This window comes from Pseudarthrobacter sp. SSS035 (genome assembly GCF_023273875.1).
GTDB lineage: Bacteria > Actinomycetota > Actinomycetes > Actinomycetales > Micrococcaceae > Arthrobacter.
In genome coordinates, this window is sequence record NZ_CP096882.1 from 4,491,760 (window position 1) to 4,515,829 (window position 24,070).

A 24,070-nucleotide genomic window follows, 5' to 3' on the forward strand; every position below is an offset into this window, starting at 1 on the left:
TGCTGAGGCGTTGGTGCGGGCCTCACGGCGGGAGCCCTGGCCCGCGAGCTCGTTGCGGGCCAGCAATGTTCCCACGGACCTCGTCTGGAGCCGTCGGCGGGCATGCCGTCCACTGCCCATCGAGCCATGCCCGCAACTTATCCAGGTTCAGGCCGGAGGGTGATTTCGGCGCGTATTGCTTTCCCGCTTACGCGCGTGCAAATTCCGGGACGAGCTGCTCATAAGTGATATTGCCCTTCTTGACGCTGCCAAAACGCAGCGCGAGTTCGGCCATGTTTTCAACAGTTTCTTTCGTTGCCTTGAACAGCGGGCTCAGCTTGGGTTGCACATCGGCACCATAGTGCTTGACGTACTCCGTGGCGATTTCGGGTGCGTTGCCGCCAAGCCCGTTGTCGTTAAGCAGCTTGGCTGCCGCTTCCGTGTTCTCGCCGACCCATTTGCTGGCCGCTTCCTGCGCCGCCAGCCAGCTCTGCACAACTTCCGGCTGCTGCTGCGCCGTCTCTTCGCGGACGGCGATAGCGACAACTGCCTGGTTGCGAAGCAACTCCGGCGCACTGGCTTCGGCGAAGTCCAGCAAGATCGTCCCCGCCGTTTCCTTGGCAATGAACCGCGTCGCCGTCCACTGGACCCCAACGTAGGCATCAATGCGCTTGGCCTTGATGTTCGGGATCGCCTGGGCAGTGGGGCCGACGGCCAGCACCGTGACGTCGCCAGCCTTCATGCCCGCCAATTCAAGGGCCAACCGCAGCTGCAGGTCACCACCGGCGCCAACTGCCGTGACACCGATCATCTTGCCCTTCAGGGAGTGCATCTTCTCCTCGAAGCTTGCATCGGCCGCCGGCCACTGGCTATCCGGACCGCCAACGATCCCGTAGGTGGTTTCCAGGTTGCGGAAACCAACCAGCACCGGGCGCTTGCCCTTGGAGCTGTTCGCGTGGGTTGCCATCAACAGCCCCGTGTCGGCGGCGTACCCGTCGACGGCACCTGCAACCAGCAGCTGGAATGCCTGGACACCGCTTTGCGGGGTGATGTGCTTGGGAACCTCGAGTTGGTGCTGCGCGTAGATCTTGTTTTCCAGGTTGATGGTGTCAAGGAAGTACGCATCGCCGGGGAACGCCGCAACGGCGAACTTGTGCGTAGCACCCAACGCCGCGGGTGCATCCTTGCCCCCGCAGGCCGCCAGCAACGAGGCAGAACCAAATGCAGCCGCACCAAGTCCCGCATACCTCAACAGCGATCGGCGCGAGACTCCGTTGTTCAATGCCCGCAGACCCCCAAGAGGCAATCCGCCATTCTGTGACTCAAACATTCATACTCCTGCGTGGTTGATTCGTGCTTGGTGATGTTGCTTGCGTGGCAATTCGCCACCCAGGATCCGCACCTTCGAACAAGCGGCGTGACCCAAGTCTCTTTGAGGAATACATGTGTTGGAAGCGCAACAACGATTGCAGGGTGATAGGACTCCCCTATCAGGGGTCCAAATGAGTGCGGACATAAAAATGTCCCCCCGCACCGCGGTTGCGATACGGGGGGGACATTGATCCTGCTTAGGCGTTGGCGCGGGCCTCACGGCGGGCGCGCTGGCGCTTGAGTTCGTTGCGGGCCAGCGAGTTCTTGTGCACCTCGTCGGGGCCGTCGGCGAAGCGGAGCGTGCGCGCATAGGCGAACGCGGAGGACAGGAAGAAGTCCTGCGACAGGCCACCGGCACCGTGGACCTGGATCGCCTTGTCGAGGATCCATTCAACGGTGGACGGGGTGGCGATCTTGATGGCCTGGATCTCGGTGTGGGCTCCCTTGTTGCCAACGGTGTCCATGAGCCAGGCGGTCTTGAGGACCATCAGGCGCAGCTGCTCGACACGGACGCGGGACTCGGCGATCCAGTCACGGATCACTCCCTGGTCGCTCAGCGGCTTGCCAAAGGCAACACGGCTGTCGGCACGCTCGCACATCATGGAGATGGCACGCTCGGCCATGCCGATGGCACGCATGCAGTGGTGGATGCGGCCGGGGCCCAGACGGGCCTGGGCGATGGCGAATCCGTCGCCTTCCCCGCCGATCAGGTTTGTCACTGGGACCCGCACGTTCTCGAACACGATCTCGGCGTGGCCGCCGTTGTAGGTGTCCTCGAAGCCGAGGATCTTCATGCCGCGCTTGATGTTCACGCCCGGGGTGTCGCGCGGAACCAGGATCTGGCTCTGCTGACGATGGCGATCGGCCGTCGGGTCGGTCTTGCCCATGACGATCAGGATCTTGGCGTTCGGGTTCATCGCACCGGTGATGAACCATTTGCGGCCGTTGATCACGTACTCATCGCCGTCACGCACGATGGAGGTCTCAATGTTTGTCGCATCCGAGGAGGCGACGGCGGGTTCCGTCATGGCAAAGGCGGAACGGATTTCGCCGTTGAGCAGCGGCTTGAGCCACTTTTCCTTCTGCTCTTCGGTACCGAACTCGGCAAGCAACTCCATGTTGCCGGTGTCCGGGGCTGCGCAGTTCAGTGCCGCCGGGGCAAGGGTGCGGCTGCGTCCGGTGATTTCGGCAAGCGGGGCGTACTGCACGTTGGTCAGCCCGGCCCCCTCTTCGCCGGGCAGGAACAGGTTCCACAGGCCACGGCGGCGCGCTTCGGCACGCAATTTCTGCAGGATCGGGGATTCCGAGAACGCGTACTGGTTCTCAAGGTTGTCCAGTTCCTCCTGGTATGCGGCTTCGTTCGGGTACACATACCCATACATGAAGTCGACAAGCTCCTTCTTCAGGAGTTCGGTCCGCTCGTCCGTTGAGAAATCCATCTACTTATACTCCTTCAGTGATTCGAGCCCGAGTCCCAGCAGCAAAGGCACAGTGCTGCCGCTGTCTTCGAAGCCCTCGCCAACAGTTTGGCGGTTGATGTGTCTGTAGCGGACGCCTTCGGAAATGCCAGCCAGCTTGAAGCAAGCCAATCCCATGTAGAAGCCGAATCCGTCAAGAGAGCGGCCGCTCTCTGTCTCATACAGCGCCATGATCTCGTCCTCAGAGGGGTAGCCCGGCGCCATGGTCACGTCGTATGTGGCTGGGTCCGTCGACGGCCGAGCTGCCACGATCCGTGCGCGCCGCTGGTAGATCAGCATCAGCGCCAAGTCCAGCAGCGGGTCCCCCAGCGTGGCCATCTCCCAGTCGATGACTGCGGCCGGCAGGTCGTCGGCCCCCATCAACACGTTGTCCAGGCGAAAATCGCCATGGACGATGCCCGAGGCAGACTCGGACGGCACTGCGGCAACGAGCATTTCGTAAAGCTTGTCCGCGCCGGAAAGTTCGCGGGTGAAGGATGCATCGAGCTGCTGCTTCCAGCGCTTCACCTGGCGACCGAGGAAGCCCTCGGGCCTGCCGAAGTCATGCAGGCCAACTTCGGCGGGATCCACGCGGTGCAGCTTCGCCAAGGTACGCACCAGCTCGGTCCCGATTGCCCGGGTGCGTGCCTCGCCGAGCGGTTTGATCTCGTCGGCATACCGGTACGGCACACCTTCAATCCGCTCCATAATGTAGAAGTCGGCACCCAGGACGTCCTTGTCGCCGCAATAGGCAAACATCCTCGCCACCGGGACATTCGTGTTTCGAAGCGCATCGGCCATGGTGTACTCGCGGCGCATGTCGTGGGCGGTGGCCATGATTGTGCCCAGCGGTGGGCGGCGCACAATCCATTGGCGGACGCCGTCAGTGAGCTCATAGGTCAGGTTCGATTTTCCGCCCTGGATCAGGCTGGCCGAAAGCTCCCCCGAAACGAGTCCGGGGCACTCCCGGGCCAACCAATCCACCAGACGGTCAAGGTCGAGCCCGGTGGGCGATTCGTGGCGCGTCGCCACGCCGCCGTCGTTTGCTGTCTTCATCACGTCCCTCATGCCCGGGCGAACTCCGGGACGAGCGCCTCATAGGTGATGTCGCCCTCCTTGACGCTGCCAAAGCGCAGGGCAAGTTCGGCCATGCGGTCCACGGTCTCCTTCGTTGCCTTGAACGTCGGCTGGAGCTTGGGCGCCACCTCGCTCGCATAGTGCTCGACGTAGGCCGCAGCGATGTCGGGCGCCTTTCCGCCGAGCCCGGAGGTGTTGAGCAGATCGGCCGCGGCCGCCCGGTTCCCCATGATCCACTTGCTGGCATCGTCCTGGGCAGCCAACCAGTTCTGGACGACTTCCGGATGCTGCAGCACCATTTCCTCGCGGACGCCCATCGCGACCACGGCCTGGTTGCGCATCAGCTCGGGCACATTCGCTTCGGCGAAGTCAATGAGGATCTTCCCGCCGGTCTCTTGGGCGACGAAGCGCGTGGCAGTCCACTGGACGGTGACGTAGGCATCGATGCGCCCGGCATTCAGGTTAGGAATCGCCTGCGCGGTGGGGCCCACGGCGAGGGCCGTGACGTCGCTGTAGTTCATGCCTGCCAGCTCAAGGGCAAGCTTCAACTGCAGGTCGGCACCCGCGCCAACGGACGAGACACCAACTTTCTTGCCCTTCAGTGATGCGATCTTCTCTTCGAAACTCGCCTCGGGCCCGGGCCAGCTGAAGTTCTTGCTGCCGACGATCCCGTAAGTTGTTTCGACCGTCCGGAACCCGACGAGCAGCGGGCGCTTGCCCTTCGAGCTGTTCGCGTGGGTTGCCATCAGCAGCAGCGTGTCCGATGCGTATGCATCGACGGCGCCCGCGACAAGCAACTGGTATGCCTGGACGCCGCTTTGTGGGCTGAGGTGTTTCGGGACCTCGAGCCGGTGCTTGGCGTAATCGTTGTTCTCGAGATTAATCGCATCAAGGAAATACGCGTCGCCAGGGAAGGCGGCAACGGCGAATTTCTGCGCCTCGCCAGCAGAAGCCGGACTGCCGCCGCCGCCACAGGCCGTCAGCAATGAGGCCGAGCCAATCGCCGCCGCGCCGAGGCCGAAATACTGCAACAGCGAACGCCGCGATAGCGCGCTGTCCAACGTCCGCGGACCCCCGAAGGGCGATCCACCGTTCTGTGACTCAAACATTATTACTCCTGTGTGGTCGATTCGTGCCTGACGGCCGTTGCGGTCTTCATTGCCCGCATTGAAACAACGTGGCTACCGGTTGCTCGCGGCGTGTTCCATAACGACCCTGCCAACGGTTTTTCCGTCGGCGAGCCGCTGAAGTGCGACGGGTACGCCGTCCAACGTGAACCTTTCGCTGACGAAAGGGTCTATGGCGCCCGCGTCCGCCAGTTTGGTCAGCTGCCGGTGGCATTCATCGACTGCCGCCGGGTTCTTGGTGTTGTAAAGGCCCCAGTGGATGCCGATGATCGAGTAGTTCTTCACAAGTGCGTGGTTCAGCGCGGCGGACTGAATCTCCCCGCCGGCAAATCCGACGACGATGATCCGGCCTTCGAACGCGATGCACTTGGTTGAGCGCTGGTAGGTCTCGCCGCCGACGGGATCGTAGATGACATCCGCGCCCTTGCCGCCGGTGAACACCTTGACCTGCTCGACGAAGTCCTGGGTGCGGCGGTCGATGACCAGGTCGGCGCCGAGCTTCCTGGCGTATTCAGCCTTGGCCTCGCCGCCGACGACGCCGATCACCTGGGCGCCGGCGGCCTTGCCGAGCTGGATGGCCGCACTGCCCACCCCGCCTGCGGCGGCATGGACCAGCAGCGTCTCGCCGGGCTGGATCCGGGCCAGCCGGTGCAGCCCGAACCAGCCGGTCTGGTAGCCGATGAACAGGCAGGAAGCCTGCGCATCATCGAGCGACGCCGGGGCCTGGTGCACCTTGTCCTGGTCCATCAACGCGTACTCGGCGAATCCGCCGTGCGGAAGTGTGGTCAGGCCCAGCACCCGGTCGCCAAGGGCGGCGCGGGTGACGCCCGGACCGGTGGCGACGACCTCGGCGCAGACCTCGCGTCCGGGCGTGAAGGGCAGTTCCGGCTTGACCTGGTAGACGCCGCGGCACATCAGCACATCCGGGAAGTTCGCCGCGGAGGCCAGGACGCGCACCACCACCTGGCCTTCGCCCGGTTCGGGCACTGCGCGTTCAACGAGTTGGAGGGCATCGACCGGTTCACCGAGGTCCGTGACCGACCACGCTTTCAACGTGCTGGGGATCGACATGCCTTATTCCGCCTCGAAATTGATCAGCGGCTGCCCGGGAGCGACCACGTCGCCCACGGACACGTGGACGGCCAGGACAGTGCCCGAGTCCTCCGCCGTGACCGGGATTTCCATCTTCATGGCTTCGAGAATCATGAAGACGTCATCCTCCTCCACGCGGTCCCCCGGCGCCACGAGGATCTTCCATACGCTTGCACCCATGTCTGCCTGAATTGTCTCTGCCATTGTCATGCGCTCCTTTTGGCCAGCTTGGCCTGTTCTTTGAGTCGTTGCTGGATGCGCTCCACCAGTCCGGTGTCGTAGCGTCCATCAGTGAATTCTTCATCGGAGAGGATCTCCTCGAGGAAGGGCTGGTTGGTGACCAGTCCTTCGATCTCGAAGTCCTCGCAGGCCTTGAAGGCCCGCGCCAGTGCCTCTTCCCGGGTTTCCCCGTACGCGCAGACCTTGGCGATCAGCGAGTCGAAGTGCGGGGTGACCTCGGTGCCGGCCGCGTAGCCGGAATCCACGCGGATTCCTTCGCCGCTTGGTTCGATCCAGCCGTCGATCGGGCCGGGGCGCGGGAAGAACTTCTTCGGGTCCTCGGCGCAGATGCGCAGCTCGATCGCGTGTCCGCGGAACACCGGGTTGAAGTCGGCGGTGGTTGCGCCCGTAGCCGCGATGCTCAGCTGCTGCTCGATCAAGTCGACGCCGTGCGTGAGCTCGGTGATCGGGTGCTCCACCTGGATGCGGGTGTTCACCTCGAGAAAGACGAAGTCGCCGGTGCGGGTGTCGAGCAGGAACTCGACGGTGCCCGCGTTGCGGTAGCCGACCGAGCCTGCGGCCGCGATGGCCGATTCGATGAGCCGTGCGCGGGTTTCCGGGGCCAGGTGCGGCGCCGGGGATTCCTCGATCAGCTTCTGGTGGCGGCGCTGCGTAGAGCAGTCGCGCTCCCCCAGTGCAACGATGGTGCCGTCGTTCAGGCCCAGGACCTGGATCTCGACGTGGCGTGCGGACTCGACGAAGCGCTCGACGAAGACGCGGTCGGAGCCGAAGCTGCGCTCGGACATCGACTTGGTGTTCTCGAAGGCCTTGCGCAGCTCGTCGGCGTCGTGGGCCACGGCCATGCCGATGCCGCCGCCGCCGGCGGATGCCTTGACCATGACCGGGTAGCCGACGCGTTCTGCTTCCTCGACGGCCTCATCGCCGGTCTTCAGGGCCGCACCCGCGTCGCCGCTGATCGGGACGCCTGCAGCCGCGACTGCGCGCCGGGACTCGACCTTGTCGCCCATGACGTCAATGACGTCGGCCGAGGGGCCGACCCAGGTCAGTCCGGCGTCGGCGACCTCGCGGGCGAACCCTGCGTTTTCGGCCAGGAACCCGTAGCCGGGGTGGATGGCGGTGGCGCCCGCTTCCTTGGCGATCGCGATGATCTGCCCCCGGTCAAGGTAGGACTGCACGGGCACGTCGCCCTTGAGCTCGATGGCCACGGAGGCCTCGGAAACGTACGGCAGGCAGGCATCGACCTTGTGGTAGACGGCGACGGTGCGGACACCGAGGCGGTTTGCCGTCTTGATGATACGTCGTGCGATTTCGCCGCGGTTGGCGATCAGCAGGCTTTCCGGAAATGAATTCATGGTGATCTCTCCCTAGAAGCTCGTCGGCCAGGTGCGCAACAGGTGTTCGCCCACGCCGTTGCTCCGCGCCCGGTAGTGGTCCTTCAAGGCGCCGAGGATGAACTCGCGCGTTTCGGACGGATCGATGACCTGCTCGAAGCCGAAGACCTGGGCCACGTCATAGGCGGTGGTGCCCTTGTTCATCTCCGCGAGGCGCAACTCGTACATCTCCGGATCGGTTTCCTTGTCGATGCCGTAGACCACGGAGACAGCGGAGGTCGGATCCATGAAGCTAACCTCGGAAGACCACCAGCCGGCGGTGGCGTCGGCGGTGCCGCCGCCGCCCATGTTGATCAGGGCCTGGCCGTAGTTCTTGCGCATGGTGACCGCAATCTTCGGCACGGTGACCAGCGAGAGAGCGTTCATCCAGTTGATGATCTTGCCGGCAACCTTGCTCCGCTCGGCCTCGAGGCCGATCAGGAAGCCCGGCTGGTCGACGAGCATGACCACAGGGATGTTGTAGGAGTCGCAGAGGACCAGGAAACTGGTCGCCTTGTCGCAGGCGGCCCCGTCCAGCGCGCCGCCCTTGAACATCGAGTTGTTTGCGATAATGCCGACGGACTGGCCGCCGATGCGGGCCAGCGAGGTTACCAGTGACTTGCCGTAGCGGGCCTTGATCGGGAACACCGAGCCGGTGTCGGCGATGATGTCGATGACCTTGCGCACATCGTAGGTCTGGGTGCGGGACTCGGGGACGATCGACTTGATCTCCTCCGCACGCTCGCCGGATCCGTGGGGGATCGGCGCGAGCGGCGGAGTCTCGCCGTTGTGTGAGGGCAGGTAGGAGAGGAAGCGGCGGACCAGTTCGATCGCTTCCTCGTCGGTGTCGGCAACGGCATCGGCGAAGCCGGTGACCTCGGCGTGCATCTTCCAGCCGCCGAGTTCCTGGGCGTCGACCTGCTGGCCGGTGGCGCGGGCGACCAGGTTGGGGCTGGACACAGCGAGCACGGCCCCCTTGCGGAAGACCGCGAAGTCGGAGGCCATGGTGTGCCAGGCAGCCGAACCGAAGCAGTAGCCGAAGGCCGCGGAGGCCCACGGGCTTTCGCGCTGGCGCAGGAAGCGGGTCTTGCCGCTGGCACTGCCCATGCCGGTGCCGCCCATGGCGTCGGGCATTCGAACGCCCGTGGATTCGGAGAGGTAGACCAGCGGCTGGCCGGTCTTGACGACCAGTTCCTTGAAGTGGGCCATCTTCTTGTTGCTGATCGGGGAAGAGGATGATCCCTTGACGGTGAAGTCGTAGGCGACAACGCTCGCGCGTCGGCCGTCAACCTCGCCGGTACCGGTGATCTTGCCGTCGGCAGGGGTCTTGTCGCGGTCCGCCGGAACGGCCGAGGTCACGAACAACCCGCTCTCGCGGAAGGTTCCCGGGTCCAGCAGCAGACCGATGCGCTCGCGGGCGTTCAGTTCGCCCTTGGCGGCGCGGACCTCAAGCTTCCTGGTGCCGCCCATGGCCAACGCCGCGGCACGCTTCTTCTCGTGCTCCTGCTCGCGGGTGAGCTTGGCTTCCTCGATGTCGACCACGTCGGTCTTGACTGCTTCGGTTGTCATCTCTACTGCCTTCCGTCTGCGCCGAGCGACGCCTGGTGGATCTGCTTGCTCTGTTCGAGCACTGCCCGCGCGGCCAGGGCCGCGTCTTCGAATGCCGGGAAGACCGGGATTCCGATCTGGCGGGCGCGATGTGCGTAGGTCTTGACCATTTCCTCGGTTCCTGCGCTGCCGTCCGTCTTCAGGACCAGGATCTGGTGGGTTCCCGGACGCGACTCGTCGCGTGCCTTGGCGATCGAGTCGATGATGTTGCCCGTCACGTCACCGTGGGTGGCCCCGAGGTTGCGCTGGATGATGCCCACGTTCAGGTGGGAGATCAGCACGGCGGGGTGGCTGTCGGCGAGTACAGTCTTGAGGATGTCCTCGGCGACCGCGCCGCTCTTGACGGCCAGCGTGCCGGCCGGCACGTCGATGGGGTTGTGGAATCCGTTGCCCGGGGGCAGGTCGAGGGCCTCAAGGGCATCGATGACCCGGGCGGGAAGCGGCGAGGTTGCCACGCCCTGGCGGTCAAGGGCGTCGGCTCCCAGCACGCTGGCACCGCCGCCGTTTCCGAAGAGCACTGCCTCGCGTCCGTTGGGCTGAACGCTCAAATCGAGTGTCGACAGGGCGTGCAGCGCGGAGGCAAAATCGGCGAGCGAGTCGACGAGGGTCATGCCGGCCTGGCGCGCAATGGCCGGCCACAGGCGGTGGTTGCCTGCAAGGGCGCCGGTGTGGCTGGTGGCTGCACGCGAGCCCTCCGCGGTCCGGCCGCCGGCCAGCAGCACCACGGGCTTGCGGGTTTCGGCCGCGGCAAGCACGTCCAGGACCTGGCGGGCCACGGCCAGCGACTCGAGGTACAGGCCGATGACCTGGACCTCGTCGTTGCGCAGGAAGGACTCGACGAGTTCGGCGGCGTCGACGTCGGCGCTGTTTCCGATGCTGGTGACGGAGTGGAAGTCGATGCCCCGGGCGGCGCCGACGCGCAGGATGTCGACACTCAGCCCGCCGCTCTGCGAGACCACAGCCGTGGTTCCGGGGGTCAGCGGGGCCTCGGGGACGAAGGAGAGCTTCCCGGCCGAGGCGTGGGTGCCCAGGCAGTTCGGGCCGATCAGGCGGATGCCCGCCTCGCGCACCGTTGCGACGAGCGTGGCTTCGAGTTCCTTGCCTTCTTCGACCTCGCCGAAACCGCTGGAGACGACCTGGGCGAAACGCACCTTGCCGGCGCCCTGGCCCAGTGCCTCGGCGACGCGTGCTCCGGGCAGGGCCACGAAGGCGTAGTCGATGGGTTCGTCCACGTCGGCCAGCGAGGCGATGGTGGGCAGGCCCTCGATCTCGTCGGCGGCCGGGTGGACCGGGACGATGGTGCCGTCGAAGCCGCCGGCGCGGATGTTGCGGATGAACCGGTTGGCGAGGTTCGGGCGCTTGCCGCTTGCACCAAGGACCGCGATGCGGCGGGGCTGGAACAGCGGGGAGAAGTCGGTGGCGCGGCCATCTTTGCGAACGGCGGTTGCGCCTTCGTCGGCCTCAAGACGGCCAACAACGAAGCGTGCATCCACGGCCACGGCACGGGTGTCGGAAACGATCACGGGGTTGAGGTCAATTTCCACGACATCATCGGGAAGCGACGCCAGCAGGCCTTCTGGGCCGGCGAGGCGGGAGATCAGCGTGACGAGCGCCGGGATGTCGGCCTTCACGCCGCCACGTGCGCCGTTGAGCACTTTCATGCCGCGCAGCTCCTGCAGCATGTCCAGGATCTGGTTGTTCGACAGGGGCGCGAGGCCAAAGGCCACGTCCTCGAAGACCTCCACGAGGACGCCGCCAAGGCCGACCATGACGGTCCACCCAAGTCCGGGCGCACGGACCGCGCCGACGATGATTTCGTGGCCGGCCGGCACCATCTCCTCGACAAGCAGGCCATCGAGTTCGTGCCCGAAATCGGCCAGGTTCCCGCGCATCCGTACCGCGACGTGATCAAGTTCGGCGCGGGTCACGCCAACCCGCACTCCACCGGCGTCGGACTTATGCACGAGTGTCGCCGAGACCGCTTTGACGACCAGCGGTTCGCGAAGGTGGACCGGAAGCTCCTGTCCCACTGAAATTTCGACGCCTTGGGGCGTATCGATCCCAAATGCCGAAAGCAGGGATTTTCCTTCTGCTTCGGTGAACATGGCAGATTCTCTGTTCCTGGCCTGTGCGATGAACTCGACGATGGTGTCGTCGCTACTCGGCTGGGCTGTTTCAACTAACAACTAGGGCACCTCACTGAAGGTCGGATCCGGGAGGCAAGCTCTCACTCCCGGTGTGACTTCAGTCTCGCCAGCCAGCGCGGCCCTGGGAAGCTCGCCCGCGCTGGCAGGGTGATACCCCTGCGCTATCGGAAGGTCGCGATGGGTCCGTTCGGACCGCGACAGGGCAGCCTTCTTCGGGCCGTTGGAGCGGCTGGAAAGGGCCACGGTGGCGCATGAATGCCGGGGTCAACCCGGGTGGCCTGCTGCCAGTGCGGTCGGAATCACGCCGCAGGCGGGCAGGCGCAAGGAACCCCGTGGACCTGCGCCGAGTCGGGGGCACCGTAGAAGGCGCCAGGCGCCGTGGGACCGGCGGAGCGCCGCTCCCCCACGGCAGCTAGAAGGTCTTGGCCACTTCCCGCAGGAGGCGAAGGAACGCCTGCACGGCCGAGGACCTGGCCTCGTCCTTCCTGACGATGGCGGAAGTACGGGCATGCGCCCATTCGAAGGGAAGCGGTACGAGCGCGACGCCGTTTCCGCTAATGGTCGAATCGAGAAGCGTGTTGGCCATACAAATTCCGACGCCGGCCCGCACCATGGCTTGTGCTGCCTCTGCGTTGGGCGTTGTGTAGACGACCCGGGACTCAATGCCCTCCAGCATTCGCTCAAAGGCCACACGCAGGATGCTGGACTCTGCGGGGAAGATCAGTGCCTCCCCCTCCAGGTCGGCTGGCTCGAATTCGTCCTTGCCCGCAAGCCAGTGGTCCTCAGGCACTGCCAGGACCAGCCGACCGATGGTGAGATCAATGTGGTGCAGCAAGGCATCTTCGCCCGGGGTCAGGTCAATACCGGGCAGGCGGGTGACCAAACCAACATCGAAGTGGCCGCTGAGGACGCCGCGAACCACCAGCTTCGATGGACCCTCATCCACTTCGAAGCGCACATTGGGGAATTCAGTCAACAGCCGTTTAACAGTCCTGGGAAGAATGGTCTGGGATCCTGCTGGTACCGTGCCGAGCCGGACGGTACCCAGCTTCAGGCCCCCGATGGCGCTGGCTTCCTCGCGCAGCATTCTCTCGGCTTGGACTGCCGCCACCACGTGCGGCAAGATCCTTTCTGCCGCATAGGTTGGACGCACTCCCTTGGCACCGCGGGTCACCAGAATGACACCCAGGTCCTCTTCGAGCCGCTGCACCTGGTTGGTGATCGTCGGCTGCGAGATATCAAGCTCCTTGGCAGCCTGCCGGAACGAACCGGTCCGCAGTGCTGCCTCCAGGTAGCGCAGTTGCGAAAATCTCATGGAATTTTCCTCCTCTGTTGTCGCGGCTCAAAACTGCCAGGAAGGACCACGTTACCCTGATCACATTCCAGGGGGATTCATTCGCCAGTCACAAAGCACTCGAACCCCACGGCCCTGCGTGAAATCATTCTGGCACCCGGCCGCGCCCCATAGCAGGGCCCGGTCCCCTACCTGCCTGCCGCTCCCGGGTGGCCCCTCAGAAGCCGGACCGCGCCTGTGCGCAGATGCCCAGCAGCATTGCTGCGGGTCCTTCAGCCGGGGCCGGACCTCGCCAGATGGCCTGCAGGTCCCGCACCAGGTTGCCCTCCCGCAGGGGTACCTGAATGAAGCTGCCCATGCGGAGGGATCCTTCCACGGCCAACCGGCTCAGCACCGCCGGTCCCATGCCGGCCGAGACCGATTGGCAGATCGCCGAGTTGCTGTTGAACTCCACGATCGGCGTTGCCCTGGCAGTGCCGACGCGCTCGTCGAGGAAGGCCCTGGTCCCCGATCCGGCTTCCCGTTCCAACAAGTGTGTTGCCGCCAACTCCTTCAGGGTGACAGGTTCCGGGCGGGTGGCCCAGGGGTGGCCGGGAGGGGCTATGAGCACAAGTTCGTCGGTCCACACCGTCGCGGACGACAAGTACTGGGGTACATCCGGGGTCTCGACGAACCCGAGTGCCACGTCGCGGTTCTGCACCGCGGCAATGACCTCACTGGAATTCATGACCCGCAGCCTGGTCTTGATTCGGGGATCGGCCTCATGCAAGCGGCCGATCCACGTCGGCGCCAGGTGCTCGGCCACCGTCATGCTGGCCGCGAACGTGAATTCCCGGTCCGCCGGGGCGGCCAGCGCCTGCGCCCCGGTCCACAGGGTGTTAAGGCTCTGGAGCGCGTCGCGTGCCCATTCAACCGTCAGCACCCCCTCCTGCGTGAGCTTCGAGCCGGTCGTTGCCCGGTCAAGCAGCGGGAATCCCAGGCGTCGCTCCAAGGTCTTCATGGCCCGCGTCGCGTTCGATTGGGCCATGCCCACGGAGCGTGCGCCGGCGCTAAGACTGCCGTGGTCGGCAATGCCCACCAGCAGCGCGAGCGAAGACATTTGTATCCAGTGTTCTATCCCGGGAGTTTGTCCCGAAGCGGCATCCATATCAACATCATATGTCCGTGATGGTCGGGCAGTGTCTACCGGCGATACGTCCCGCATGACAACTTCGTTGTATGCGACACGACGATGTATCAGTAGAGTCCCGGCGGAATGTCTCCCTGCCCAAAGCTGCGGAATCCGCCCCGGCCGCGGCCTCCACCTGGCAGTTTCGCCAATTGCTTCCGGGTCTCGCCGCCTGCATCATTGGCGGGGCAATCGCTTTGGCAGCCTCCAGGCTGCTGCCCGGGGCAAGTCCGCTGCTGATTGCCATCCTGCTCGGCGCGATCTGGCGCAACACGCTGCACGTCCCCGAGATCCTGATGCCCGGGGTGGCAGTGTCCGCCAAGAAGCTGCTGCGCACGGGCATCGTGCTGCTGGGGCTGCAGCTTTCGCTCTCCACCATCCTGGGACTGGGGCCGGGGGTGTTGCTGGTGGTGGTGCTCTGCGTCGGAGTGACGTTCGGGGCCACGCTGCTCATCGGCAAGTGGCTGGGCATCGATTTGCCGCAGCGCCTGCTGATTGCCGCAGGCTTCTCCATCTGCGGTGCGGCGGCCGTGGCCGCCGCGGAAGGTGCCACCAAGGCCAAGCAGGACCAGGTGGCCACGGCCGTCGGGCTGGTGGTCCTCTTCGGTACCCTGATGATCCCGATCGCCCCCGCGGTGGGCGCGCTGTTTGGCATGGACGAGGAATCCATCGGCATGCTCGTCGGGGCCTCCATCCACGAGGTGGCCCAGGTGGTGGCCGCCGGTGGAGCCGTCAGCTCCAGCGCCTTGGCCGTGGCCGTCACCGTGAAGCTGGCCCGCGTCGTCACCCTCGCCCCCATCGTGGCCGGGGTAAGCATCTACATGCGGAAGAAGCACGCCGTGGAGGGTGCCAAGACACCCCCGCTTGTGCCGTTGTTCGTCGTCGGCTTCATTGCGGCGATGCTGCTGCGCACCACGGGGACGGTGCCTGCCCCGCTGCTCGAAGCGGCCCAGATGGCCCAGACCTTCCTGCTTGCTGCAGCCATGTTCGGGCTCGGTCTCGGGGTCCACATCCGCGGACTGATGAGCTCGGGCAGCCGATCGCTGGTGCTCGCGGCACTGGCAACGCTGGTGATCCTCGTGGTGGCGGTGGCCGGGACCCTGCTTTTCCCGCCCATGTCCTAGTCAGGCCAATGCCCCGCCGGGGGGACGGCTTGTTGGCAGCCGCCCCCCATGGGTCCAATTCAATGAACGCCTGGATCATGCATCCCGGCACGCGCCCCGGCCACGGGGGCCCGTGCCGGGATTTCGCGGTGCCTGGGCGTCCAGGCAAGGAGGCAGGAGCGCAGAGCATTCACTCCGGGGCCGGGCGGTCCGCCACCCGGGAGGGTGCCTTCCATGTCCAAGGGGGCATGGTGTGCAGGCATGGGAAAGTGCTTTCATCACACGCCAAAACCGCCGGCCCCACGCCCGTGAATGGTGTGGGCCGGCGGCCTGGATTGCTGCGCGGGTCGGCGGTGCTGCGCGGGTCGGCGGTGCTGCGCGGGTCAGCGACGGATCGAGCCGCCGTCGACAACCAGCGTCTGCCCTGTCACGAACGAGGCACCGGGTGAGAGGAAGAACCGGGTGGGGCCCACGAAGTCCTCCACCACTGCGGCCCGCTTGATGGCCCGGGTGTTAATGTTGGCTTCCTCGCCGCCGGCGAGCTTGGTCGCCAACGGGGTCATGACCAGCCCGGGGGCGACCACGTTGACGGTGATGTTCCGTGCGCCCATCTCAGCGGCGAGGCTGCGGGAGAAACCGATGATGCCGGCCTTGGAGGCCGCGTAGGCCGCCGCGCCGGCGGGAGCCTTGAACACGGTGCCAGAGGAGAAGAGCACGATCCTGCCGCCGTCCTCCACCAGGTCAGCGACACCCTGGATGAAGTTGAGGGTGCCGTGCAGGTTCAGCAGCAGCACACGCTCCCACTCGGCCTTGGGCATGTCCATGAACGGGCCGAACACACCGACGCCCGCACAGTGGATGAGGGAATGGATGCTGGTCCGGCCCTGCGCCGCCAGGGACTCGCGCACTGCCTGCGGGGCATCGCCGGCTACATCGCCGGCGACGTAGTTGACCCCGTCAAGGGGGTTGCTGGGCAGGGACCGGGAGACGGAGGTAACCGCCCAATCGTTCCGCAGGTCCGCGGCCAACGCCTCGCCGATGCCGGAGGATCCGCCGCTGAGGACAAGGGCCGGAGAGGAGCCGTTTTCCGCCATTACTTGCTGCCTTCGATGGTCGATTCGAGGAACCCGGCGATCAGGTTCCAGGTCTCCTGGGGGTGGGTGATGTTCGGGCAGTGCTTATATGGCAACAATTCGGCCTGTGCGTTGGGCAGCACGGCCTGGAGGTTCTTAGACCAGCCGCTTTCCAGCAGCGTGTCCCCGGTGCACTCCACGAGCAGGACGGGGGTTGGGATGCCCTGAAGCGGTGCGGGGTAGGGATCTGCCGGGCGTACAACCTTCAATGCCTCGGGTACCGGCATGTGCGGTCCCCGCATGGCCGTGAAGTGCCCGGGCGCCGTTGCCCAGCCAAAGCGGGCATCGAGCTGGGCTTCCTTGCCGTCGGAAGCGTCGCAGAGGATGTCGAGGATCTCCTCCAGCCGGGCCCGGGTGCCGTCGAACTCGCCGATCCTGGTCATGTCCGGAGCCTTCCACGGACCGCCCGTGCCGTTGATCGTGGTGACCGAGGCGATCCGTCCGCGGTAGCTCTCATCGGCCAGCGCACGGAGGCCGATCGATCCGCCGAAGGAGTTTCCGACCAGGTGCACCGGCTCGGTGATGCCCAGGGAATCGAGCAGGGAGAAGACGTGGCGGATGCGGAAGGCGAACGGTGAGACGTCGACGCGGATCGACTTGGCCGATCCGCCGTAGCCGAGGAAGTCGGGGGCGATGACGCGGAATTTCTCCGCGGCGAGCGGAAGGACGTGACGCCATGTCACGTCGGAGGCACCGCCCCAGGCGCCGTCATGAAGGAAAACTACGGGAACGCCGTCGTCGGGGCCTCCGGCGAAGTAGCGGGTTTCGAGGTTGGCGACGAGAAGCGTTTCCTCGGTGATCAATGTTGTCTCGGTGAGCAATTGAGCCTCCGGTGTTGTGGTTCGGATGGTGGAAGAAATAGGCGGAACGGGTCAGCCGAGGTTGTAGTCTTCGGTGCGAACATGGCTGGTGCGTTCGAAGTATTCGCGGGCCGGCAGCGGCCACATGATGGTGGATCGGCCCTCGGCGTTCATGTACCAGCTGTGGGTCTTGGACCAGCCCCAGGTTCGCTTGGCGCTGGCTTCGGTGATTTCCTTGTCGTACTCGGCAAACACATCAGGGCGCAGGGACATGGCGCGGTGGCCGCCGGCGGCCAGCGTCTTCACCGCATCGATCATGTAGTTGGCCTGGCATTCGAGGAAGAACACCAGGTTCCCGTGGACAACGGTGTTGGTGTTGGGCCCGTACATGCAGAAGAAGTTCGGGTAGCCAGGCAATGTCACGCCCAGGTAGGCGCTCGCGTCGATGCCCCAGGTCTCGTGCAGGTCCTTGCCTCCGATGCCCGCCACGGACATGGGCAGCAGGAAGTCGGAGGCCTTGAAGCCGGTGCCGAGCAGGATGATGTCGGCCGGGACGTGCTCGTCGCCGAGCCACACGCCGTCGGAGTCGATGCGGTTCACGCCCTGACTGACCAAGCGGACGTTGTCCCGCTTGAGCGTCTTCACCCAGGTGCCGTCGTCGCAGATGACCCGCTTGGCGGCCGGCGGGTAGTCGGGGACGATCTGCTTGCGCAGCTCCTCGTCGTCCCCGGCCTGCTCCTCCAAGTATGCGGTCAGCTCCTGGCGAAGCGCCTCGTTGGCAGCGGAGACTGAGACCTCGGTCGGCGGGAAGTCCGGGTCCACAGTAGCGGCCGGCAGGTTGCCGATGAGCCGGGGCAGGAAAATGGAGAAGCGGTAGTAGGCGCGGTACTGGTTCAGGTTGCTCAGCAGCCAGCGTTCGCCGTATTCGATCTCCTGGCGCAGCACCGGGGTGGGACGCAGCCAAGGGGCGCTGCGCTGGAAGATGGTGACCTGCTCGGCAACTTTCGCGACGGCGGGTGCGAACTGCAGGGCGCTGGCACCCGTGCCGATGACCACCACCCGCTTGCCGGTGAAGTCGATCCCGTGGTCCCACTGCGCGGAGTGCACCACCGGGCCGTTGAAGGAATCCAGGCCCTGGAGGTTGGGGATGGAGGGCCGGTTGAGCTGGCCCACGGCGCTGACCACAATGTTGGATTCGATGGTTCCACCGACGCCTGCGGCGGTCTTGGTTTCAAGGGTCCAGGTTCCGGTTTCCCCGTCCCAGCGGGTGGCCGTGACCTCCGTGCCGAAGACCATGTGCTCAAGCAGGCCGTTGTCGGCGGCGAACTGGTGCAGGTAGCCGTGGATCTTTTCCTGGCGGCCATAGTGGGTTTCCCAGTCGTGCTGCACAAAGGAGTACGTATAGATGTGGCTGCGGACGTCGGTGCGGCAGTCGGGGTAGGTGTTTTCCCACCAGGTGCCGCCCACGTCCACGCTCTTCTCGATGATCCTAAACGGAACACCCGCCTGCTTCAGCCTCAGTCCGGCTAGCAGGCCGGAGAACCCGGCACCGATCACCACGGCGCTCAAAGCGCTGCCCGGGGCCACCGAATCCAACGTCCAGTCCGGCTTGCGCGGGTCCACGTTGTTGGGGGTAAACGCGACCGCAGCCATGGCCTGGGCATCTTCGTTCTCCCCGCCCATCAGCCACGTAGCAAGTTTTTGCCGCAGCGACTCGTCGGGGACCGCCGCCCATTCGTTCTGGGTGGGAAGGAACGGCGCGAGCAGTTCGAAACAATGGGCCCGGGCCTCCGCCTCGGTTGCCGGATCCAGGCCGCTTAGCGGAAGCGTCTTGAGGTTCGGTCGCCATTCGTCGCGCAGCACGGTGGCGTCGCCGGTGACGTGGGCCGTCAGCATGACGAGCGCGGGGACCTGGGCGGATTCCAGATGCGCGCGAAGAGCTTCTTCGCTCATCTCTGTCATCACGCGATCTAGGGTTTTATTCATGTCGTCTCCGTTAAGCAGTTCATATGGATCAAGGTGCTGGTGGGCCGTTATTGGGTCCAGCAATCCAGGCTGTCGAGAAAGGGCCGCACGGTTGCGGCGACCTCGTATGGATTTTCGAAGGCGACGAGATGTCCGCCCTTCGCAAAGCGCAGTTGGGCACCGGCGAGTGAGGCGGCAAGCTGTTCGATCACCGCACGAGGGGTGCTCTGGTCGTCATCGCCGCCGATGACGAGGGTTGGCGGCGGTGAGTCCGTATGGAAGTCGCCGACCTGGGTCATGGCTTCGAAATACTCGGCGATCGTGTTGCCGCCGGCGCCGAGGAACTGTGCGCGAGCCTGCCGGACCAAGGGGTCCGCGGTATTTCGGGAACCGTCCCCAAACCAGCGGCGCATTGTCATTTCCTCGGCCCGTTCGAGCCCGTTCGGGGCCCGGACCTCGGCCGCGCGTGCCAGGGTTCCGCGGGTGGCTGCTTCATCGTAGCCGCCCCGGGTCGCCATCAGGATCTGTGCGTCGACGCGGTCGGGGAAGCTGCCGGTGACAGCCTGGGCGACCATGCCGCCCAGAGAGATGCCCAGCACCACGGAACTCTTGATATCTTCGGCATCCCAGATGGCGGCGATGTCCCGGGCAACAAGTCCCAGCGTGGGGGCGGATTCTCCGCGCACGCTTTCTCCATGTCCGCGGAAGTCCGGTGCGAGCAGGCGATACTCGTCACCAAGGGCCTCGGCCAAGGGTGCGTACCACGATCCGTCCAACGCCAATGAGTGCAGGCAGGTGATCAGCCGCGGGCCGTCGCCATACTGGCGATAGGCGACAGTGGTGCCATCGGCGCCGGCAATCTTCTGCGGGGCCTCAGCCATTCTGGCTCTCCTCCCTGATGCGCTGTTCGGCGAGTTCGACTTCGCTTCGAAGCCGATCGGACATGTCGTGGAAATAGGATTTGAACAGATCGGAGTCCCGACGCATCTCCTGGCGCCGCGGCCGCTCCAGCTCGATCTTCATGTCGACCACCATGCGGCCGGGCCGGCTGGCCATCAGGATAACGCGGTCGCTGAGCAGGATGGCTTCCTCAAGGTCGTGGGTTACGAATATGACCGTGGGGCGCTCAGCTTCCCAGAGTTGGGTGAACTCCTCCTGCTGGATCGCGCGGGTCTGTGCGTCAAGGGCCGCGAACGGCTCGTCCATGAGTAGAACCTTGGGATTCTGCACCAAGGTCCGTGCGATCGCTACGCGTTGGCGCATGCCTTGTGAGAGGTGGAGGACATCGGAGTCGGCAAAGTCGTGCAGACGGACCCGGCGCAGCCAGGCCTCGGCGCGTTCGCGCCGTTCTTCCCTGGGAACACCGCGGATCTCCATACCAAGCTCGACGTTGCTGCGGACCCGACGCCAGGGCAGCAGCGCGTCGCGGGCGAAGAGGAAGGCCGCATCATTGCTTCCGGGGCGCACCTCGGCGCCGTCAATGCGAACCGTGCCGCTGCGTGGCTTCAAGAGGTTGCCCACCATCCCGAGGGCCGTCGTCTTGCCGCAGCCCGACGGGCCCACGATGCTGACAAACTCCGAAGGCTCGATGCGCAGGTTGAAGTTGTCCAACACCCGCACCGGCCGGTTGCCGTGGAGGAAGCTGTGGTTCACGTTCTCGAACTCGACAGAAACCCCCTTGGCTGCGGTGGGCTGCGCCGTCGTTTCAGCCAGTCCATTCATAGGAATCTCTCTATCACTGGTTGAGCGGAGGGTTGAATTGGGCATTGTCGCTCCAGTCGTTTGTTTGCGGGGCCGACCCGTTTGGCAGTCTTCTTTGGCTGACGATCGCTGAGCCGGCACCAAGGATGATCACGCTGGACAGCAATGAACACAAGGAAACCGGAAGGCAGATCCTGTGGTGCACGTCACCCACTGGTCAATGAATCGTTGAACACCTTGGCAACAGAGTCAAGAAAAACAGGCCTGATCCATGGCTATCGCCTCGATAGCGATTCGATCATTGCCCCGGGCCCCGATTGGAACGAGGCTTTCTCAAACGCACCAACGCCATGAGAGCCCGCCGTGCGTGCATCAGCGGCACCCACCGGGCGCATCAATCAGGAGGACGTCAGATGACGAACACAGTCACCACCAGCAGCAAAAAGTCGGGTCAGACCAGCTTCGATTTCACTGGCCAGGTGGTCATCGTAACGGGCGCTTCCGGCGGCATTGGTTCGGCGCTTGCCGACAAGTTCGCCGCAGCTGGCGCGGATTTGATCCTGCACGGACGCAAGGCCGAAACCCTCCAGGCCAAGGCCGAGCAAATCCAGGAACTCGGACGCAAGGCGATCGTGGTCACCGGAAACATCCGGGAACCCGAGACCGCCGATGCCCTTGTCCGGGCCGCCGTCGAGCAGTTCGGCCGGATCGACATCCTGATCAACAATGCCGGGGGCAACTTCGCCTCGCGCTTGGAGGACCTTTCTGTCAATGCCTGGAATGCGACAATCGGCACCAACCTCAGCGGCGCGTTCCACACAGCCGTCGCCTGCCTTCCGGTGTTCGAGATGCAGGGCGGCGGAAGCATCATCAACGTCGGGTCCGGTTCGGCGAACCACGCCCACCCGATGCGCGGCGCGTATGCAGCCGCCAAGGCGGGACTCGCCTCCCTGACCAAGACAATGTCGTGGGAATGGGCCGACCGCGGCGTCCGCGTGAACTGCGTCGAACCCGGCGCCACCCTGACGCCGGCTTCCCGCTTTGCCTCACCGGAGACCGAGAAGACGTTCGGCGAGTTCCTGGCCCTCGGGCGTGTGGGCTTGCCGGAGGAAGTGGCCGACGCGTGCCTGTACCTGTGCTCCGACGCGTCGAGCTTCATCACCGGAACGGTCCTGCAGGTCACCGGCGGACCGCACACCTCGTCGCCGCTCGATGCAAAGCTCGTCCGCGAACCGCGCAATGCGTGATTCGTCCAGCACCACCGAAGACCGCAAGGGAAAGGCTTGACATGGAAACGATCGCTAAGGCGGACACTCTGGTTGCCTCCGCATCAGCGCCGGCCTACAACGACAACACGATCCTCGCGGAACGGCGCCGATCACGGATCAACCGGCAACTGGGCGTCTGGGCCCTGAGGATCGGTGCGCTCGCCGCCTTCGTCTTCAGCTGGGCCTTTGTGACCGGCCAGGGGATCATGGATCCGACGCTGGTATCCACCCCCCTTGATGTCGGGACATCGTTCATCAAGCAGTTGGCGGATGACACGTTCTGGGTTGATGTGACCGCGACGTTCAGCGGCGCGATGGCCGGTCTGATCGCCGGTACGGTCCTGGGCATCCTGGCCGGCGTCGTCTTCGCCCGCGTCGAGGTTCTGCACGTCGCGGCCAGGCCTTTCCTGACCCTGATGAACAGCCTTCCGCGTCCGGCGTTGGCACCGATCTTCATCCTCTGGTTCGGCCTGGGGTTCGGCCCGAAAGCCCTGGTTGCCTTCAGCGTCGTGTTCTTCGTCCTGATGACCAGCACCATGGGTGCCCTGCAGAGCATCGACCACGACATAAAACAGTTGACCAAGTCGCTGGGCATGACACGGAAGCAGCGCTTTTTCAAGATTGAGTTGCCCTCGGCACTGCCGTCCATTGTTGGTGGTTTGCGGCTTGGCGCCGTCTACTCGGTGCTCGGTGCGGTTGTGTCGGAAATGGTCGGTGCCTACACCGGCCTGGGACAGCGACTGGTCGTTGTGACCAACAACTTCCAGGTCGCGGAGACCTTTGCCATCCTGCTGGCAATGGGCTTGCTGTCGATGGTTCTTGACGTTTCCATTTCGGGCCTGCAAAAGCTCGTGACCAAGTGGACGAGATAGGTCGACCGCGGGAGTAGCCCTCACCACAGCATCACGGCAGTTCAATCAAGTTCAAGAACGGAAAGTTCAATCATGACCACCGCAGTGGACCGTCAGACATCAACCTCCGACTACTTCCGGCTGGACGACGACCTCACCCTGGAAGAAGCCGCAATCCGGGACAAGGTGCGCTACTTCGCCGAGCAGCGCGTCTTGCCCGTCATTAACGACTACTGGGAGAAGGCCGAGTTTCCCACCGAACTCCTGCCGCCGCTGGCGGAACTGGGCATCATCGGAACGACGATCCAGGGCCACGGCTGCCCGGGAATGAGCCGCAAGGCCGCCGGCATGGTGGCCCGGGAGATGGCCCGGGCGGACGGCAGCCTCAACACTTTCCTCGGCGTCCACTCCAATCTGTGCATGGGCGCCCTGAACATTCTCGGCAGCGACGAGCAAAAAGAACGCTGGCTTCCGGCCCTGGCACGCATTAACAAGACGGGAGCCTTCGCGCTGACAGAACCCGACCATGGCTCGGACTCCGTTGCCCTGGAGACCCAGGCCCGGCGCGACGGGGACCACTGGGTCCTGAACGGCCACAAGCGCTGGATCGGCAACGGGCATGTGGCGGACGTCATCGTCCTGTTTGCCCGCAACGCGGAGGACGGAAACGTTAACGCCTTCGTTGTTGAAAAGGACGACGACGGCCGGTACCCCGCCGGGTACTCCCCCACCGTCATCACCGGCAAGGTGGGCAAACGCGCCATCCTCCAGGCCGACATCGTCATCGAGGAGATGCGCCTCCCCGCCAGCAGCCGGCTCGAAGGATGCCACTCCTTTCGTGACGTGTCCCGCGTGCTCCAGGCAACCCGTGGCGGTGCAGCCTGGGAGGCAGTCGGACACGCCATGGCCGTCTTCGAAATTGCCTCTGACTACGCCCAGACGCGCCACCAGTTCGGCAAACCCATCGCCTCCTACCAGCTGGTGCAATCCCGGCTGGCCAACATGCTCAGCGAGCTGACCACCATGCAGCTGCTGTGCACACGTATGGCCGAACTCGCGGACCGGGGCCAGCTCACCAACGCCCAGGCCTCGATGGTCAAGATGGCCACCGCCCAGAAGGGTAAGTGGATCTGCAACGAGGCACGTGACCTGCTGGGCGGCAACGGACTGCTCCTGGAGAACCACGTCATCCGCCACATGACCGACATGGAAGTCGTCTCCACCTATGAGGGCACCGACTCCATGCAGGCGCTCATCGTGGGCCGCGACATCACCGGCATCTCCGCTTTCAACTGAACGCCCCGGTCCGTTACCGCGGA

At 64.8% G+C, this 24,070-nt stretch carries 20 protein-coding genes; 4 read left to right on the forward strand and 16 right to left on the reverse strand.

The window, feature by feature from the left end; translation table 11 throughout:
• Positions 1–187 precede the first annotated feature (187 nt).
• The 11 genes from MUN23_RS20845 to MUN23_RS20895 all read right to left on the reverse strand — a co-directional run bounded on the left by MUN23_RS20845 (position 188) and on the right by MUN23_RS20895 (position 13,861).
• The gene (locus MUN23_RS20845; RefSeq protein ID WP_248760858.1) at positions 188–1,309 is read right to left on the reverse strand and encodes an ABC transporter substrate-binding protein; all 1,122 of its coding nucleotides are present in this window, start codon (positions 1,307–1,309) and stop codon (positions 188–190) included.
• Between the two features lie 238 nt (positions 1,310–1,547).
• Positions 1,548–2,789: an acyl-CoA dehydrogenase family protein gene (locus MUN23_RS20850; RefSeq protein WP_248760860.1), complete on the reverse strand. Its 1,242-nt coding sequence runs from the start codon at positions 2,787–2,789 to the stop codon at positions 1,548–1,550.
• The gene (locus MUN23_RS20855) at positions 2,790–3,863 is read right to left on the reverse strand and encodes a phosphotransferase family protein (RefSeq protein ID WP_248760862.1); all 1,074 of its coding nucleotides are present in this window, start codon (positions 3,861–3,863) and stop codon (positions 2,790–2,792) included.
• 8 nt (positions 3,864–3,871) lie between these two features.
• Positions 3,872–4,915: an ABC transporter substrate-binding protein gene (locus MUN23_RS20860; protein ID WP_248760864.1), complete on the reverse strand. Its 1,044-nt coding sequence runs from the start codon at positions 4,913–4,915 to the stop codon at positions 3,872–3,874.
• 150 nt (positions 4,916–5,065) lie between these two features.
• Entirely contained in the window at positions 5,066–6,082 is a 1,017-nt protein-coding gene (locus MUN23_RS20865; protein ID WP_248760866.1) for an NADPH:quinone oxidoreductase family protein, read from the reverse strand.
• Between the two features lie 3 nt (positions 6,083–6,085).
• Positions 6,086–6,307: a biotin/lipoyl-binding carrier protein gene (locus MUN23_RS20870; RefSeq protein ID WP_248760868.1), complete on the reverse strand. Its 222-nt coding sequence runs from the start codon at positions 6,305–6,307 to the stop codon at positions 6,086–6,088.
• 2 nt (positions 6,308–6,309) lie between these two features.
• Entirely contained in the window at positions 6,310–7,695 is a 1,386-nt protein-coding gene (locus MUN23_RS20875) for an acetyl/propionyl/methylcrotonyl-CoA carboxylase subunit alpha (RefSeq protein WP_248760871.1), read from the reverse strand.
• Between the two features lie 12 nt (positions 7,696–7,707).
• Positions 7,708–9,282 (reverse strand): acyl-CoA carboxylase subunit beta, encoded by a 1,575-nt coding sequence (locus tag MUN23_RS20880; RefSeq protein ID WP_248760872.1) that lies wholly within the window; start codon positions 9,280–9,282, stop codon positions 7,708–7,710.
• Between the two features lie 2 nt (positions 9,283–9,284).
• The gene (locus MUN23_RS20885) at positions 9,285–11,507 is read right to left on the reverse strand and encodes an acetate--CoA ligase family protein (RefSeq protein WP_256468660.1); all 2,223 of its coding nucleotides are present in this window, start codon (positions 11,505–11,507) and stop codon (positions 9,285–9,287) included.
• 373 nt (positions 11,508–11,880) lie between these two features.
• Positions 11,881–12,783: a LysR family transcriptional regulator gene (locus tag MUN23_RS20890; protein ID WP_248760876.1), complete on the reverse strand. Its 903-nt coding sequence runs from the start codon at positions 12,781–12,783 to the stop codon at positions 11,881–11,883.
• A 196-nt stretch (positions 12,784–12,979) separates the two neighbouring features.
• Positions 12,980–13,861 (reverse strand): LysR family transcriptional regulator, encoded by an 882-nt coding sequence (locus MUN23_RS20895; protein WP_248760878.1) that lies wholly within the window; start codon positions 13,859–13,861, stop codon positions 12,980–12,982.
• Positions 13,862–13,980: 119 nt separating this feature from the next.
• Between MUN23_RS20895 and MUN23_RS20900 the strand changes: the two genes are divergently transcribed.
• Positions 13,981–15,054 carry a YeiH family protein gene (locus MUN23_RS20900; protein WP_248760880.1) on the forward strand — a complete coding sequence of 358 codons (1,074 nt, stop codon included), beginning with the start codon at positions 13,981–13,983 and terminating at the stop codon, positions 15,052–15,054.
• A 362-nt stretch (positions 15,055–15,416) separates the two neighbouring features.
• Here MUN23_RS20900 and MUN23_RS20905 read toward each other — a convergent pair whose 3' ends face one another.
• From MUN23_RS20905 to MUN23_RS20925, 5 genes are read right to left on the reverse strand one after another with little or no spacing between them, the layout of a single operon-like run.
• A complete protein-coding gene (locus tag MUN23_RS20905) occupies positions 15,417–16,127 on the reverse strand; it encodes an SDR family NAD(P)-dependent oxidoreductase (protein WP_248760881.1) in 711 nt (236 codons plus the stop codon).
• On the reverse strand, positions 16,127–16,987 hold the full coding sequence (locus MUN23_RS20910) for an alpha/beta fold hydrolase (RefSeq protein WP_248760883.1): 861 nt from the start codon (positions 16,985–16,987) through the stop codon (positions 16,127–16,129). Before MUN23_RS20910 ends, MUN23_RS20905 begins: the two co-directional genes overlap by 1 nt.
• 51 nt (positions 16,988–17,038) lie before the next feature.
• Entirely contained in the window at positions 17,039–18,952 is a 1,914-nt protein-coding gene (locus MUN23_RS20915; RefSeq protein ID WP_248760885.1) for an NAD(P)/FAD-dependent oxidoreductase, read from the reverse strand.
• A 47-nt stretch (positions 18,953–18,999) separates the two neighbouring features.
• The gene (locus MUN23_RS20920) at positions 19,000–19,812 is read right to left on the reverse strand and encodes an alpha/beta fold hydrolase (protein WP_248760887.1); all 813 of its coding nucleotides are present in this window, start codon (positions 19,810–19,812) and stop codon (positions 19,000–19,002) included.
• On the reverse strand, positions 19,805–20,653 hold the full coding sequence (locus MUN23_RS20925) for an ABC transporter ATP-binding protein (RefSeq protein ID WP_248760889.1): 849 nt from the start codon (positions 20,651–20,653) through the stop codon (positions 19,805–19,807). Before MUN23_RS20925 ends, MUN23_RS20920 begins: the two co-directional genes overlap by 8 nt.
• Before the next feature lie 329 nt (positions 20,654–20,982).
• On the opposite strand from MUN23_RS20925, the gene MUN23_RS20930 reads away from it, so the two are divergent.
• From MUN23_RS20930 to MUN23_RS20940, 3 genes are all read left to right on the forward strand, one after another.
• A complete protein-coding gene (locus tag MUN23_RS20930) occupies positions 20,983–21,879 on the forward strand; it encodes an SDR family NAD(P)-dependent oxidoreductase (protein WP_256468661.1) in 897 nt (298 codons plus the stop codon).
• Positions 21,880–21,920: 41 nt separating this feature from the next.
• On the forward strand, positions 21,921–22,772 hold the full coding sequence (locus MUN23_RS20935) for an ABC transporter permease (RefSeq protein WP_248760893.1): 852 nt from the start codon (positions 21,921–21,923) through the stop codon (positions 22,770–22,772).
• Positions 22,773–22,844: 72 nt separating this feature from the next.
• Positions 22,845–24,047 (forward strand): acyl-CoA dehydrogenase family protein, encoded by a 1,203-nt coding sequence (locus tag MUN23_RS20940; protein WP_248760894.1) that lies wholly within the window; start codon positions 22,845–22,847, stop codon positions 24,045–24,047.
• Positions 24,048–24,070 lie beyond the last annotated feature (23 nt).

Bases quoted from the DNA above. Each gene is read 5' to 3' on its own strand.
- MUN23_RS20845 (WP_248760858.1), bottom strand. From the start codon at position 1,309: ATGTTTGAGTCACAGAATGGCGGATTGCCTCTTGGGGGTCTGCGGGCA.
- MUN23_RS20900 (WP_248760880.1), top strand. From the start codon at position 13,981: ATGCGACACGACGATGTATCAGTAGAGTCCCGGCGGAATGTCTCCCTG.
- MUN23_RS20925 (WP_248760889.1), bottom strand. From the start codon at position 20,653: ATGAATGGACTGGCTGAAACGACGGCGCAGCCCACCGCAGCCAAGGGG.
- MUN23_RS20880 (WP_248760872.1), bottom strand. From the start codon at position 9,282: ATGACAACCGAAGCAGTCAAGACCGACGTGGTCGACATCGAGGAAGCC.
- MUN23_RS20890 (WP_248760876.1), bottom strand. From the start codon at position 12,783: ATGAGATTTTCGCAACTGCGCTACCTGGAGGCAGCACTGCGGACCGGT.
- MUN23_RS20940 (WP_248760894.1), top strand. From the start codon at position 22,845: ATGACCACCGCAGTGGACCGTCAGACATCAACCTCCGACTACTTCCGG.
- MUN23_RS20920 (WP_248760887.1), bottom strand. From the start codon at position 19,812: ATGGCTGAGGCCCCGCAGAAGATTGCCGGCGCCGATGGCACCACTGTC.
- MUN23_RS20850 (WP_248760860.1), bottom strand. From the start codon at position 2,789: ATGGATTTCTCAACGGACGAGCGGACCGAACTCCTGAAGAAGGAGCTT.
- MUN23_RS20855 (WP_248760862.1), bottom strand. From the start codon at position 3,863: ATGAAGACAGCAAACGACGGCGGCGTGGCGACGCGCCACGAATCGCCC.
- MUN23_RS20865 (WP_248760866.1), bottom strand. From the start codon at position 6,082: ATGTCGATCCCCAGCACGTTGAAAGCGTGGTCGGTCACGGACCTCGGT.
- MUN23_RS20915 (WP_248760885.1), bottom strand. From the start codon at position 18,952: ATGAATAAAACCCTAGATCGCGTGATGACAGAGATGAGCGAAGAAGCT.
- MUN23_RS20935 (WP_248760893.1), top strand. From the start codon at position 21,921: ATGGAAACGATCGCTAAGGCGGACACTCTGGTTGCCTCCGCATCAGCG.
- MUN23_RS20905 (WP_248760881.1), bottom strand. From the start codon at position 16,127: ATGGCGGAAAACGGCTCCTCTCCGGCCCTTGTCCTCAGCGGCGGATCC.
- MUN23_RS20895 (WP_248760878.1), bottom strand. From the start codon at position 13,861: ATGTCTTCGCTCGCGCTGCTGGTGGGCATTGCCGACCACGGCAGTCTT.
- MUN23_RS20870 (WP_248760868.1), bottom strand. From the start codon at position 6,307: ATGGCAGAGACAATTCAGGCAGACATGGGTGCAAGCGTATGGAAGATC.
- MUN23_RS20875 (WP_248760871.1), bottom strand. From the start codon at position 7,695: ATGAATTCATTTCCGGAAAGCCTGCTGATCGCCAACCGCGGCGAAATC.
- MUN23_RS20930 (WP_256468661.1), top strand. From the start codon at position 20,983: ATGAGAGCCCGCCGTGCGTGCATCAGCGGCACCCACCGGGCGCATCAA.